Origin of the sequence: Xanthomonas rydalmerensis (genome assembly GCF_033170385.1) — a bacterium.
Classification (GTDB): domain Bacteria; phylum Pseudomonadota; class Gammaproteobacteria; order Xanthomonadales; family Xanthomonadaceae; genus Xanthomonas_A; species Xanthomonas_A rydalmerensis.
In genome coordinates, this window is record NZ_CP126170.1 from 3,304,429 (window position 1) to 3,318,062 (window position 13,634).

Genomic DNA, 13,634 nt, shown 5'->3' on the forward strand with positions numbered 1-13,634 from the left:
CGCCCTGCGCATCAGGCGAACGGCCGGTCGATCGCCGGCGACGGCGGGGTGAACCACTGCGCGCCGTCTTCGGTGACGTAGAAATGATCCTCCAGGCGCACGCCGAACTCGCCCGGCACCACGATCATCGGCTCGTTGCTGCAGCACATGCCCGGCGCCAGCGCCAGCGCATTGCCGCGCACCAGGTACGGCGCCTCGTGGATGCTCATGCCGCAGCCGTGGCCGGTGCGGTGCGGCAGCCCCGGCAACTGGTAGTCCGGGCCGAGCCCGGCGCGCTGCAACACCTTGCGTGCGGCCTCGTCCACCACCGCGCAGGCCACGCCCGGCCGCACCGCGGCGAAGGCCGCCGCCTGCGCCTCGTGCTCCAGTTGCCAGATGCGCCGCTGCTTCTCGCTGGGCTCGCCGAAGATGTAGGTGCGGGTGATGTCGGAGTGGTAGCCCTGCACGGTGCAGCCGGTGTCGATCAGCACCAGTTCGCCCGGGCGCAGCGCCTGTACGCCGGGAATGCCGTGCGGATACGCGGTGGCGTGGCCGAACTGCACGATGCAGAAGGTCGAGCCGTTGTCGGCGCCGAGCGCACGGTGCGCCTGGTCGATGAAACGGGTCAGTTCCGCGGTGGTGATGCCTTCGCGGATCAGCCCGGCGGCCAGCCGCTGCACGTGCAGGGTCATGTCGCAGGCCTGCTGCATCAGCGCCAGTTCCGCCGGCGACTTGCGCATGCGGCAGCCGTCGACGATGGCCGCGGCATCGCGGATCGCGATGCGGCCCAGCACCGCGGCCAAGCCGGTATGCACCGCGAAGGCTACGCCCGGGTCCAGCGCCAGGCTCTGCGCGTCCAGCTCCAGCAAGGCCTCGGCGACCAGCGCGTGCGGGTCCTCGTGTTCCTGCCACAGGCGCTTGCGCACCGGCACCGACAGCACCGCGTCCAGCGAGCCTTCCTCGAACGCCGGGCAGATCAGCAGCGGATCGCCTTCGGCGGTGAGCAGCATCGCCACCAGGCGCTCGCTGGCGCCCCACGGCACGCCGGTGAAGTAGCGCAGCGAGGCACCGGCGCCGATCAGCAGCGCGTCGGCGCCGTGCGCGCGCATCAGCGCACGCGCGTTGGCCAGGCGTTGCCGGTACTCCGGCTCCTGGATCGCCGGCGCCCGCTGCGGCCACGGCGCCAGTTGCGCATGCGCCTGCTCCAGGGTCAGCCCGCCGATCTGGGACTGCTCGCTCATGCGCTGCGCTCCACGTCGGCGGTGCTCCAGCAGCCATCGATCAACCGCTGCACGCCGCCGGGATTACGGTCGCGCAGCAATGCCGGCAACAGCGCGTCGGGCACGCCGTCGTAGCTGTGCAGCGCGGCGAAGCGACGGATCGCCGCGGGCATGCCGACCGCGGTGAAGCCAGGATGGCCGGTGCTCGGGTACGGGCCGCCATGATTCATCGCCGGGCTCACCGCCACGCCGGTCGGCATCTTGTTGCAGATCAGCCGCCCCACCCGCGGACGCAGCGCCGCGGCCAGCACGGCGAAGGCCGGATCGTCGCTGCCATCGGCGGCGCGATAGAGGGTCCCGGTGAGATTGCCTTCGAAGCTGCGCGCCAGGGCGGTCAACTGCCCCACCCCACCGCCGCGGACGATCAGGCTGACCGGCCCGAACGCCTCGGTCTGCAGCGCCTCGGGCTGCTGCAGGAACGCCTCGGCCGACACCTCCAGCAGGGTCGGCGCATGCCGATAGCCCGGCCCGGCATCGGCCTCGCCACCGGCCAGCACCGCGGCGCCGGCATCGCGCAGCGTGCCCACGCTGCGCTGCAGGTGCTCCAGCACCCCGCGCGAGAACAGCAGCGCCGGCGCGGCCGCGGCGAAATGCGCGGTGGCCGCGGCGACGAAGGCATCGCCGGCCTCGCCCTCGGGCACCACCACGATGCCCGGGTTGGTGCAGAACTGGCCGCTGCCCATGGTGCAGGAGGCGAAGAACTCCTGCGCCAGTGCCGCGCCGCGTTCGGCCAGCACACCCGGCAGCAGGAAGACCGGATTGACGCTGGAAAGCTCGACATAGGCCGGCACCCCGGCACGGTCGGCGGCGGCCTTCAGCGCCAGCCCGCCGGCGCGGCTGCCGGTGAAGCCGATCGCGCCCAGCCGCGGATCGCCGGCCAGTTCCAGGCCCAGCGTGGTGTCGAAGTGGTACAGCAACTGCACCGTCGCCGCCGGCAGGTCGTTGGCCAGCAGCGCCTGGTGCGCGAGCTGCGCCAGACGCTGGCTGGTGGCCGGATGCGAAGGGTGCGCCTTGGCGATGACCGGATTGCGCGCGACGATGGCCGAGGCGAAATCGCTGCCGGCCACCGCGTTGAACGCGAACGGGAAATTGTTCGGGCCGAACACCAGCACCGGCTTGTGCAGCGGTCCCAGCTGCGCGCGCAGGCCGGCCGCAGTGTCGATCACCGGCTGCGCCCAGCTGTGGCTGCGCGCCGCCTGCGCGGCCTGGCGCAACTGCCCGCTGGCGCGCGGCAGTTCCACCTTGGCCAGGCGCGGCTCCACCGGCAGGCCGGTTTCGGCATGCGCCAGCGCCACCAGGCGCTCGACGTCGGCGTCGATCGCGTCCGCATACGCATCCAGGAACGCGGCGATGCGTTCCGGCGCGGCCGCGGCCAGCGCGTCGGCGCTCAGCGCCGCCGCGCTCAGCGCCGCTTCCAGGTCGGCGGCGCCGCTGATCGGGAACGACGGGCCGAATTCGCTCCCGTCGCGCGGATCCTCGGCGCGGAAGCTGCCGCGCTCTTCCAGCGAGGCCTGCCAGTGGCCGGCCAGCAACAGCGGTTGCATGCTCATCTCAGTGCCCGGGATGGGTGGCGATGGCGTGGTCGATGACCTTCAGCGCGGCCTCGCGCTCGGCGCCTTCCAGTACCAGCCGCGGTGCGCGCACGCGCTCGCTGCCCAGGCCGACCTTCTCCTGCACCAGCTTGATCAGCTGCACGAACTTGGGCACGGTGTCCAGGCGCAGCAGCGGCAGGAACCAGTCGTACAGCGCCTTGGCCGCCGGGTAGCCGCCGTCGCGGGCCAGTTCGAACAGCTTCACCGACTCCTTCGGATAGGCATTGACCAGGCCGGCGATCCAGCCCTTGGCGCCCATGCTCAGGCCTTCGACGATCGCATCGTCCATGCCCACCAGCAGCACCAGGCGGTCGCCGAGCAGTTCGCCCAGCGCGGCGAAGCGGCGCACGTCGCCGGAGGATTCCTTGACCGCCTGCAGGTTCGGGAATTCGGCAGCCAGCTCGGCGATCTGCGCCGGGCTGAAATCGGTCTTGTAGGCGATCGGGTTGTTGTACAGGATCGCCGGCAGGTCGGTGGCGGCGATCACCGCGCGCATGTGCGCACCCATCTCGCGCCAGTCGGTGGAATACACGTACGGCGGCAGCACCATGAGGCCACCGCAGCCGATCTGCTTGGCCGCCTGCGCCAGGCGCACGGCCTCGTCGGTGGACAGCGCGGCGATGCCCGGCACCACCGGGATGCGGCCATCGACCGCCTGCACCAGGGTCTTCAGGATCGCCAGCTTGTCGTCGAAGCTCAGCGTGGCCGCTTCGCCCAGCGAACCCAGCGGCACGATCGCGGTGCAGCCGGCGTCGATCATCAGCTGCGCATGCTTGGCCAGGAACGCATGGTCGATGCTGCCGTCGGCGTTGAACGGGGTGGTGATGGCCGGCAGCACGCCGTACCAGAAGGAAGCCTTGCTCATGGATGTACACCTTGTGGAGAGTTGCGAAGGGATGCCGCGCGCGACGGCGCGGCGCAAGCGGTGTCCGGACCGGAGTCCGGACAGGGATGGGCCAGCGCGTCCAACCGCGCCGGGAACAGCGGCGGCCGGCGGCCGTCGTCGGAGAAATCGTCGGCGCGCACGGCCAGGCCAAGTTCGGTCAGCGCACTGCCGCAGATGCGGCCCTGGCAGGCGCCCATGCCGCAGCGCGAGGCCAGCTTGGCATCGCGCAGGTCGGCGTGGCCCTGCAGCGCGGCCAGCGGCACGTCTTCGCAGCGGCACACCAGCGTATCCGGCGCGGCCAACGCATGGATGCGCGGATCCAGCGCGAACTGCCGCTGCAGCAGCGCGGCGAAGGCGCGCGCGCGTCGCCGCTGCGGCTGCAGCGCCTGCGCATCGGCGTCCTGGCCGGCGGCCAGGTGGCCGGCAATGGCGCCTTCCACCCGCGCGCAATCGCGCCCGCCGATGCCCAGCGCCTCGCCGGCGGCGTACACGCCGTCGATGCTGGTACGCAACTGCGCATCCACCGCCACGCACGGATGCGTGCCACTGCGGCCCAGACGGCAGCCCAGCAGTTGCGCCAGTTCCACGTTCGGCACCAGGCCGTAGCCCACCGCCAGTTGATCGCAGGCGAGACGGCGGCGACCGCGCGGGCCGTCGATCTCCACCTCCTGCACGCGGCCCTCGCCATGTGCGGCCAGTACCACGCTGCCGGCGTGGTAGCCGACCCCGGCCAGTTGCGTGCGCAGCGCCAGCGCCTGCAGCGCCTTGTCCGGCCAGCGCAACGGCAGTTGGGCGGCGAATGCGGCCAACGCACGCCATGGCGCCTGTTCGACGATGCCCAGCACCTGCGCGCCGTGGCGATGCAGGGTCGACGCCGAGGCCAGCAGCAGCGGCCCGCTGCCGGCGACCAGCACGCGCCGTCCGCGCAGCGGCCAGCCCTGCTTGGCCAGCGCTTGGGCGCCGCCGGCGCCGGTCACCCCGGGCAGGGTCCAGCCCGGGAACGGCAACAGCAATTCGCGCGCGCCGGTGGCCAGCACCAGCGCGTCGTAGCCCAACCAGCGCGGACCATCCGGGCCATCGGTAAGCAACTGCCGGTCCTGCGCCAGCAGCACCTGGGTCTGCGGCAGGAAGGTCACCGCACTGGCCGCCAGTTGCGCCAGCGCGCGCGCGGCCAGGCGTGGCGGCGCGTGGGCGACATCGTGGCGCCAGATCTGGCCGCCGGCACGCGCCTGCAGATCGACCAGGCCGACCCGGCGGCCGTGCCCGGCCGCGGCCAGCGCCGCCGCCAGCCCGGCCGGACCGGCGCCGATCACCAGCACCTCGTAGTGGGCGCGCGACTCAGCCATCGGTCCACACCTGCATGCCGTCGCGCGCCGGCGTGATGCAGGCGCGCAACTGACCGACGCGGTCGATGCGTACCCGGCACTCGGCGCACACGCCCATGCCGCACAGCGGCGCGCGCGGCTGGCCGCTGCGCGAGCGGCGGAAATGCGTGGCGACCTGCGCCACTGCCGCGGCCACACTGCTGCCGTCGACCACTTCGACGTCGCGTCCGTCGACCTGCAGGCGCAGCATCCGCGCGCTCATGCCAGCGCCCGCGCCGGCGCGTACGGCGCCGGGTCGATGGCCGTGGGCCGCTGCAGCAATTGGTCCAGCAGCAGGCGCGCACTGCCCAGCGCGGTGGTCACGCCCAGGCCCTCGTGGCCGGCCGCGACCCACACGTCGCGCCGCTCCGGCACTGCGCCCAGGTAAGGCCGCCCGTCCGGCGTGGCCGGACGCAGGCCGGTCCACACCCGGATCGCCTGCAGTTGCCGCAGGCCGGGCAGGAACACGAAGGCGCGCTCCAGCATCCGCTGCAGCATCGGCATGGACACCGCGCGGTCGGTCGCGTCGAATTCGCGAGAGGAGCCGATCAGGATCTGCCCGGTCGGCCGCGGCTGCACGTTGAACGCCACGCTGCTGCCGTCGCTGCCATGCGCGCTGTCGGCGTAGCTCAATTCCAGCAATTGATGGGCGACGAAGCCCGGATAGCGGTCGGTGATCACCAGTTGCCCCTTGCGCGAGCGCATCGGCAGTTCCGGCAGCAGCTCCGGCACGGCGCAGCCGGTGGCGACCAGCACCGGGCCATGCAGCGCACTGCCGTCGTCCAGGCGCACGCCGGCATCGAGCAGCGCGGTGGCGCGGCGTCCGGCGTACAGCTGCGCGCCAGCGGCGCAGGCGCGCTCGACCAGGTAGCGCGCCATCCGCGGCGGATACACCACCGCCTCGGCGGCCACGCGCATGCCGCCGGCCAGGCCCGGCACCAGGGCCGGCTCCAATTGATACAACCGCTGCGCATCGAGCGCTTCGGCCTGCACGCCGGCAACGGCCAGGCGCTGGATCTTGGCCGGAATCGCCTCCAGCTCGCGCGCCTCGCGCGCCACCCACAGCGTGCCGCAGCGGCTGAACTCCGCCTCCGGCAGCGGCGCGAATTCTTCCCACAGGCGCAGCGAATACGCCGACAGCGCCAGTTCCGCCGGATCGTCGTCCATCGCCACCAGGTGGCCCATCGCCGCGGCAGTGGAGCCGCCGCCGATGCTGCCCGACTCGACGATCGCCACGCGCAGGCCGGCGGCCGCCGCCGCATCTGCACAGGCCGCGCCGACGATGCCGGCGCCGACGACGATCAGGTCGAAACCGCTCATGCGGCGCCGATGCCCCAGGCGAACGGATCCTGCGGATCGATCAGCAATTGCGAACGCGCGGTGATGTAGGCCTGCCCGGTGATGCGCGGCAGCACCCCGCGGGTGCCGGCCGCATAGCTGCCCTCGAACACACTGCCGAGGATGCCCTGCTGGCGCCACACCTGGCCCGCCGCCAGCTTGCCGTCGGCGGCCAGGCACGCCAGCTTGGCGCTGGTGCCGGTGCCGCACGGCGAACGGTCGTAGGCCAGGCCCGGGCACAGCACGAAGTTGCGCGCATCGGCGCTGGCGTCCGGCGCCGGCCCGTTGATCTCGATGTGGTCGATCTCACCGCCGTCGGCGCCGCGGATGCCCGCCGCCTCCAGCGCCAGCCGCACCGCCTCGGTATAGGCCGTCAGCGCGCGCTGGTGGCGCAGTTCCAGCGCGCACGGGGTCTGTTCGGTGATGAAGAACCAGTTGCCGCCCCAGGCGACGTCGCCGCGCACGCGCCCGTACTCGGGCACCTGCACGTCGACGCCGGTGGCATGGCGATAGCTCTCGACGTTGTCGACCGACACGCGGCCGTCGGCGTGCAGTTCCACGCCGACCGTGCCCACCGGCGTCTCGATCCGGTGCGTGCCCGGGCTCAGCCGTCCCAGTTCGGCCAGCGTGCGCACCAGGCCGATGGTGCCGTGGCCGCACATGCCCAGGTAACCGACGTTGTTGAAGAAGATCACTGCCGCGCAGGCGTCGGCGGCCACCGGCGGCAGCAGCAAGGCGCCGACCATGGTGTCCGAGCCGCGCGGCTCGCAGGCGATGGCGCTGCGCCAACGGTCGAAGCGCGTGCGGAACAGCTCGCGGCGCTCGGCCAGGGAACCGGTTCCCAGATCGGGGAAGCCGGAGACGACGACACGGGTGGGTTCGCCGGCGCTGTGCGAGTCGATGACATCGAGTGTATGCATGGGGCCATGCTCACATTCGGCACCGCCGCCGGCTAGCAGCGTTTGCCTGTCGCCAATGCGGAAGTTCGCACAACCCGGCGACGCCCGACGGCGCCGACTTAGGCTAGCATCGGCATTCAGGGGGACGCGCGGCGGCGCGCCCGCACCGCCGCCCACTCCCGCAGGTGAACGCCATGGACACTCTGATTTCGGCACTGGAACTGCAGACGCTGTTCGACGCCTTGCCGGACGTGGTGTTCTTCGTGAAGGACCGCGACGGCCGCTACACCCACGTCAACCTGACCCTAGTGCGGCGGCTGGGCAAGAAGTACCGCGCCGACCTGATCGGCAAGTCGGCCGCAGACGTGTTTCCGCTGCCGCTGGGCGGCAGCTACCTGATGCAGGACCGGCGCGTGCTGTGCGGTGAGGTGATCGAGAACCAGCTCGAAGTGCACCTGTTCCCGAACCGCACCCCGGGCTGGTGCCTGACCTTCAAGCGCCCGCTGTGCGAGGGCGAGGAGGTGATCGGCGTGGTCGGCATCTCCCGCGACCTGGGCCAGCCGGACAGCCGCCATTCCGCCTACGAGCGCATCAGCCGCGCCATGGAGCACATGCAGGCGCACTACGGCGACAACCTGCGCGTGCAGACCCTGGCCGACCTGGCCGAGCTGTCGGTGGCGCAACTGGAGCGGCACTTCCGCCGCGTGTTCCAGCTGACCCCGCAGCAACTGCTGACCAAGATGCGCATCGAAGCGGCGATGCGCCTGCTGCACGGCGACGACAGCATCGCCAGCATCGGCCAACTGTGCGGCTTTGCCGACCAGAGCGCCTTCGCCCGCCAGTTCAAGGCCACCGTCGGCATGACCCCGCGCGACTACCGGTCGATGAAGGGCAAGCTGTGAAGAGACGGGATTGGGGATTCGGGAATGGGGATTCGTTTCCGAGCTGAATGCGCGCGTTGAGATCGTGACGCTGGATATGCAAGAGCCCCTCTCCCTCCGGGAGAGGGGTTGGGGTGAGGGTCCGGCGCAGCCGATCGCATCGAAATGCCATGACACATCCGCACCTACGCTACAACCTTGCTGCACTAGGGATGCCCGGTCGCAGTTGGTCCGGTGATTGGATAGGCGCCGCGCCAACGCGTGCATACACGTTGGTGAGGGACGAATTCCACCCAGGCATCCCGGCTCGCCCCCGCTGCACAGGCCGCTCAGGTCGCAAGTGGTAGCATTCCGCGTTTCCGGTCCACGCGTCATCCATGGTCAGCCTATTCCGCCGTAACAAGCCCCAGGACAACGCCGGCGAGAGCCGCACGCAGCGCTACAGCATCGAGGAACTGGCCGCCGCCTTCCCCAAGCCGGCAAGCGCCGAACCCGCTGCGACTGCGCCGTCGGTGCCGCCTGCCGCTGAGGCGGCGCCTGCCGCCCCAGCACCCGTTCCTACTCCGGAGCCAGCACCCGCGCCGGTCGCCGAACACCCCGTCCAGGCGCCGGCCCCGGTCGCTGTCCCGCAGCCGCAACCGACGCCGCTGCCGCCCGCAGCGCCCACACCGCCGCCGCAGGCCTATGTGCCACCGCCAGCCGCCGCGCCGGCACCGAGCGTGCCGCACCCGACGCCCGCCCCCGCCCAGCAGCCCGCTGCGGTACCCGCGCCGACACCTAACGCCGCGTCCGTGCCCGCCGCCGACGCCGACCTGGTACGCAGCGACGCCCTGCCCGCCGCGCCGGCCGGCAAGCCCGGCTGGCGCGAGCGCCTGCGCAACAGCAGTTTCGCGCGCAGCGTCGGCAGCCTGTTCTCGCGCAATCCCAAGCTCGACGACGACCTGCTCGACGAGATCGAGACAGCGCTGATCACCGCCGACGTCGGCATCCCCGCCACCACCGCGCTGATCGAAAACCTGCGCAAGCGCATGAAGGCGCGCGAGTTCGTCGACGCCAGGGCGCTGCAGCAAGCGCTACGCGCCGACCTGCTGGCGATCCTGCAGCCGGTGGCCAAGCCGCTGCAGATCGATCGCAACGCCAAGCCCTTCGTGGTGCTGACCGTCGGCGTCAACGGCGTCGGCAAGACCACCACCATCGGCAAGCTGGCCAAGCGCTTCAAGGACGAAGGCCACAGCCTGATGCTGGCTGCCGGCGACACCTTCCGCGCCGCGGCGGTGGCGCAGTTGCAGGCCTGGGGCGAGCGCAACGGTGTGAGCGTGATCGCACAGGGCCAGAACGCCGACGCCGCCTCGGTGGCCTTCGATGCGCTGCAGGCCGGCAAGGCGCGCGGCATCGAGGTGCTGATCGCCGACACCGCCGGCCGCCTGCACACCCAGACCGGGCTGATGAACGAACTGGGCAAGATCCGTCGCGTGCTCGGCAAGCTCGACGCCAGCGCGCCGCACGAGGTGCTGATGGTCATCGACGGCACCACCGGCCAGAACGCGCTGTCGCAGCTGCGCCAGTTCCATGCAGCGGTCGGCGTCACCGGCCTGGTGGTGACCAAGCTCGACGGCACCGCCAAGGGCGGCGTGGTGTTCGCCCTGGCCCGCGAGTTCGGCATCCCGATCCGCTTCGCCGGCATCGGCGAACGCCCCGAAGACCTGCGCGTGTTCGACGCCGAAGCCTTCGTCGACGCGTTGCTGCCAGAAGCGCTCGGCGGCTGACCGCTGAAGCCCCTCTCCCTCCGGGAGAGGGGTTGGGGTGAGGGTGCGGCGCGAAGCGACTCGCGGCATCAAGTTCACCAGGCTTCGCCCGTACCCTCATCCGCCCCTTCGGGGCACCTTCTCCCGAAGGGAGAAGGAACAGCACAACCCCTCATCCGCCCCTGCGGGGCACCTTCTCCCGCAGGGAGAAGGAACCAGTCAGCCAGCATGCGCCAGCACTCCGACACCTTCCCCGCCCGCCTGCTCGCCTGGTTCGATCGCCACGGCCGCCACGACCTGCCCTGGCAGCATCCGCGCAGTCCGTACCGGGTGTGGCTGTCGGAAATCATGCTGCAGCAGACCCAGGTGGCGGTGGTCATCCCCTACTTCCTGCGCTTCCTGCAGCACTTCCCGACCCTGCCGGCGCTGGCCGCCGCCGACAACGATGCGGTGATGGCGCAATGGGCCGGGCTCGGCTACTACGCCCGCGCGCGCAACCTGCATGCCGCCGCCAAGCGCTGCGTGGAACTGCACGGCGGCGAGCTGCCGCGCGATTTCGATGCCCTGCATGCGCTGCCCGGCATCGGCCGCAGCACCGCCGGCGCGATCCTCAGCCAGGCCTGGAACGACCGCTTCCCGATCCTCGACGGCAACGTCAAGCGCGTACTGACCCGCTACCACGGCATCGCCGGCTACCCCGGCCTGCCGGCGGTGGAAAAGCCGCTGTGGGCGCTCGCGCAGTCGCATGTGGACGCGGTGCCCGACGGGCGCATGGCCGACTACACCCAGGCGCAGATGGATTTCGGCGCCACCCTGTGCACCCGCGCCAACCCGGCATGCGTGCTGTGTCCGCTGCAGGACGACTGCGTGGCGCGTCGCGACGGCCTGGTCGAGGCGCTGCCCACGCCCAAGCCGGGCAAGACCCTGCCCGAGCGCGAAGCGCTGGCCCTGCTGCTGGAGAACGCCGCCGGCGAACTGCTGCTGCAGCGGCGTCCGCCGACCGGCATCTGGGCCTCGCTGTGGACGCTGCCGCAGGCCGACACCGACAGCGAACTGCGCGCCTGGTATGCGCGCTGGATGCGCGGGCGCGCCTACGACGACGCCGAAGCGCTGCCGCCGATCGTGCACACTTTCAGCCATTACCGCCTGCATCTGCAGCCACTGCGCCTGCGCAAGGTCGCCATGGGCGATGCGCTGGGCGACAATGACGACCTGCGCTGGGTGGCGCGCGCCGACCTGTCGACGCTGGGCCTGCCCGCACCGATCCGCAAACTGCTCGACGGCCTCTGACGCACCAGCGCGGGGCCGTGCGCGCATCGCCAGGAATTGCCATGTCCCGCACCGTCTTCTGCCAGTACCAGCAACGCGACACCGAAGGGCTCGACTACGTGCCGTATCCCGGCGAGCTCGGCAAGCGCGTGTTCGCGCATATCGGCAAGGCCGGCTGGCAGGCGTGGCTGGCGCACCAGACCATGCTGATCAACGAGAACCGGCTGTCGCCGCGCGATCCCAAGCACCGCGCGTTCCTGGAAGCGGAACTGGAGAAGTTCCTGTTCCAGGGCGGCGCCGACAAGCCCGACGGCTACGTGGCACCCGATCAGGCGTCCTGAGCGGCGCCGCGTCGTGACGTCACGCGCATGCACCACGCTAAGACTCCGCCAAGCGCCGGCTTTCGTCGCGCCTTACGCGATCTCGTAAGAGCGGCTTCAGCCGCGACAAGGCCTTACCAGGAACGCCCGTCGCGGCTGAAGCCGCTCCTACGCGTGCGCCCTGCGGCTATTTGGCCTTGCCGCACACCGCAGTGCAGCCGCACCTAACGCGACAGGGCGCAACCTGTAACGCCAGGCAGTGGCGGTGCAACATCGCACTCGCCCCGCCGCCGCCTCGCGAATCCCAAATCCCGATTCCCGAATCCCGATTCCCGGCACTGCCTCAGCTCCCCGGCGCCTGCTGCGCCCGCTCCTGCACCTTGGCCTCGCGCAGTTCCTTCTCCGAGGTGCGCAGCGCCTTGACGTCCAGCGGCCGGATGCTGTCGATGCGGCACGGCAGGCGAATCGCGGCCGGACCGCCGCCGAGCACCAGCACGTCGTCGAACTTCGCCGAGACCTGGCTGCCGAAATGGGTGATGGCGATGCTGGGGGCGAAATCCAGATCCTGGCAGGTGCCGGCGAATTCCAGCAGATAGGCCTGGTTCGGACGCGTCCACACCGCCAGCGCGCTGTCGCCTAGCGCGGTCCAGCCGCTGAGCTGGTTGAAGTACTGGAAGTCGCGCACCGGCGCACCGGCGTGGGCGCGGTACAGGGTGAGACGCTCGTCGTCGCTGAGGCGGTTGGTCGCGCAGCCGGCCAGTACGGCCGTGGCGACGAGGGAGGACAGCAGCAGGCGTTTCATGGCAATGCTCCTGGTGGTGTGGAGCGCATCATGCGCCCGCCACCGTGCACGCTGCCGTGTACGCACGCAGAGTCGTTCAGCGACAAGGCAGCCAACGATCGCGGCGCGATGGCACCACTTACTGCGAGGGACTGCGCGCCGACTCGCAGAAGCGCTGCCGGTACTCCAGCGCCTTGGGCATCAGCGCCTGCAGGTTCTGGATGCGGGTACCCGGATTGGGATGGGTGGAGGCGAACTCCGGCGGCGCCTGGCCGCCGCTGCTGGCGCTCATCCGTTCCCACAACGGCACCGCCTCGCGCGGGTCGAAACAGGCCGCGGCGGCGAGCATCAGCCCGACTTCGTCGGCCTGGGTCTCGTGGCTGCGCGCGTACGGCAGCAGGTAGCCGTACCCCATCGCCGCCATCGCCATCTGCTGCTGTTGCGGATCCAGCCCGCCGGCGGCGCCGGCCATCTGCCCGATCTGGGTCAGCTTCTGCTGGGCCATGCGCTGCGCGCCATGCCGCAACAGCGCATGCGCGATCTCGTGGCCCATCACCACCGCCATCGCATCGGCGTTCTTGGCCACCGGCAGCAGCCCGGTGTAGACCGCCATCTTGCCGCCGGGCAGGCAGAACGCATTGGCCTGTTCGGACTCGATCACGTTGACGTCCCAGTCGAAGCCGCGCGCGTAATGCTTGGCCTGCATGCCGTGCTCGGCGGCCAGCGCGTCCTCGACCACATCGACCTTCGCGATCAACCGCTGCGCGATCGCACGCACCTGCTGCGCTACCTGCGACTGCGGATCGACCGGATGTTCCTGCGCCAGGATCTCCTGGTACGCCTGCAGACCCAGTGCCTTCTCGTCCTCCACGTTCAACGAGCGGTCGATCAGCACCTGCTCGCCGGTGTACGGGTCCTCGCTGCGGTTGGAGAACCAGTAGTACCCGGCATACACGGCAAAGCCCAGCAGCACCAGCCAGCGCACCCCGCCCAGCGGCCCACGGCGGCCACCGCCCGGTTCGCCGCCCTGGCGGCCGAAGACTTGGTTCATCGGGTTCCCCTCGTTGACTGGTGAGGCAATATAGGGCGTTTGATCCATCCCCGAGCATGCCGCGCCGCGGTTGCGCGTGCTTGTGGCAAGGAAGAGCGAGGAAGTGGACGTCGGTCCACGCCCGAGCGATGACGCGGCCACGAGCGCGCGCAACCGCGGCCCTTCGGGTTGGGCCTGGCAGGCGCGCCGCCGACGCCGCGCGGCTTGACCTGACGCCCAGTCAGGCACTGCGCCACGCAACACCGGCGG

The 13,634-nt window shown here is 71.1% G+C and carries 13 protein-coding genes; 4 read left to right on the top strand and 9 right to left on the bottom strand.

What is annotated here, in order from left to right:
• Positions 1–11: 11 nt before the first annotated feature.
• The 7 genes from QN245_RS13820 to QN245_RS13850 are packed head-to-tail and all read right to left on the bottom strand — an operon-like array spanning position 12 to position 7,359.
• Complete coding sequence (locus QN245_RS13820) at positions 12–1,220, bottom strand: M24 family metallopeptidase (protein WP_160970908.1); 1,209 nt, start codon at positions 1,218–1,220, stop codon at positions 12–14.
• The gene (locus QN245_RS13825; protein WP_317843449.1) at positions 1,217–2,809 is read right to left on the bottom strand and encodes an aldehyde dehydrogenase family protein; all 1,593 of its coding nucleotides are present in this window, start codon (positions 2,807–2,809) and stop codon (positions 1,217–1,219) included. Before QN245_RS13825 ends, QN245_RS13820 begins: the two co-directional genes overlap by 4 nt.
• 1 nt (position 2,810) lies before the next feature.
• Positions 2,811–3,716 (bottom strand): dihydrodipicolinate synthase family protein, encoded by a 906-nt coding sequence (locus QN245_RS13830; protein ID WP_184448731.1) that lies wholly within the window; start codon positions 3,714–3,716, stop codon positions 2,811–2,813.
• On the bottom strand, positions 3,713–5,083 hold the full coding sequence (locus QN245_RS13835) for an FAD/NAD(P)-binding oxidoreductase (RefSeq protein ID WP_317843450.1): 1,371 nt from the start codon (positions 5,081–5,083) through the stop codon (positions 3,713–3,715). Before QN245_RS13835 ends, QN245_RS13830 begins: the two co-directional genes overlap by 4 nt.
• Positions 5,076–5,324, bottom strand: coding sequence for a (2Fe-2S)-binding protein (locus tag QN245_RS13840; RefSeq protein ID WP_048489457.1), 249 nt, complete (start codon positions 5,322–5,324; stop codon positions 5,076–5,078). The genes QN245_RS13835 and QN245_RS13840 overlap by 8 nt, the downstream gene beginning before the upstream one ends.
• Entirely contained in the window at positions 5,321–6,421 is a 1,101-nt protein-coding gene (locus QN245_RS13845; RefSeq protein ID WP_317843451.1) for an NAD(P)/FAD-dependent oxidoreductase, read from the bottom strand. Before QN245_RS13845 ends, QN245_RS13840 begins: the two co-directional genes overlap by 4 nt.
• The gene (locus QN245_RS13850) at positions 6,418–7,359 is read right to left on the bottom strand and encodes a 4-hydroxyproline epimerase (RefSeq protein WP_167087558.1); all 942 of its coding nucleotides are present in this window, start codon (positions 7,357–7,359) and stop codon (positions 6,418–6,420) included. The genes QN245_RS13845 and QN245_RS13850 overlap by 4 nt, the downstream gene beginning before the upstream one ends.
• Before the next feature lie 173 nt (positions 7,360–7,532).
• Here QN245_RS13850 and QN245_RS13855 point away from each other — a divergent pair, with 173 nt between their 5' ends.
• The 4 genes from QN245_RS13855 to QN245_RS13870 all read left to right on the top strand — a co-directional run bounded on the left by QN245_RS13855 (position 7,533) and on the right by QN245_RS13870 (position 11,574).
• On the top strand, positions 7,533–8,240 hold the full coding sequence (locus QN245_RS13855) for an AraC family transcriptional regulator (RefSeq protein WP_017911046.1): 708 nt from the start codon (positions 7,533–7,535) through the stop codon (positions 8,238–8,240).
• A 356-nt stretch (positions 8,241–8,596) separates the two neighbouring features.
• Positions 8,597–9,985, top strand: coding sequence for a signal recognition particle-docking protein FtsY (gene ftsY, locus QN245_RS13860; protein ID WP_317843452.1), 1,389 nt, complete (start codon positions 8,597–8,599; stop codon positions 9,983–9,985).
• A 207-nt stretch (positions 9,986–10,192) separates the two neighbouring features.
• Entirely contained in the window at positions 10,193–11,254 is a 1,062-nt protein-coding gene (gene mutY / locus QN245_RS13865) for an A/G-specific adenine glycosylase (protein WP_317843453.1), read from the top strand.
• 41 nt (positions 11,255–11,295) lie between these two features.
• Positions 11,296–11,574, top strand: coding sequence for an oxidative damage protection protein (locus tag QN245_RS13870; protein ID WP_184448736.1), 279 nt, complete (start codon positions 11,296–11,298; stop codon positions 11,572–11,574).
• Positions 11,575–11,896: 322 nt separating this feature from the next.
• Here QN245_RS13870 and QN245_RS13875 read toward each other — a convergent pair whose 3' ends face one another.
• Positions 11,897–12,355, bottom strand: coding sequence for a DUF6491 family protein (locus tag QN245_RS13875; protein ID WP_160969832.1), 459 nt, complete (start codon positions 12,353–12,355; stop codon positions 11,897–11,899).
• Between the two features lie 118 nt (positions 12,356–12,473).
• Entirely contained in the window at positions 12,474–13,385 is a 912-nt protein-coding gene (locus QN245_RS13880) for a M48 family metallopeptidase (RefSeq protein ID WP_317843454.1), read from the bottom strand.
• Between the last annotated feature and the right edge of the window lie 249 nt (positions 13,386–13,634).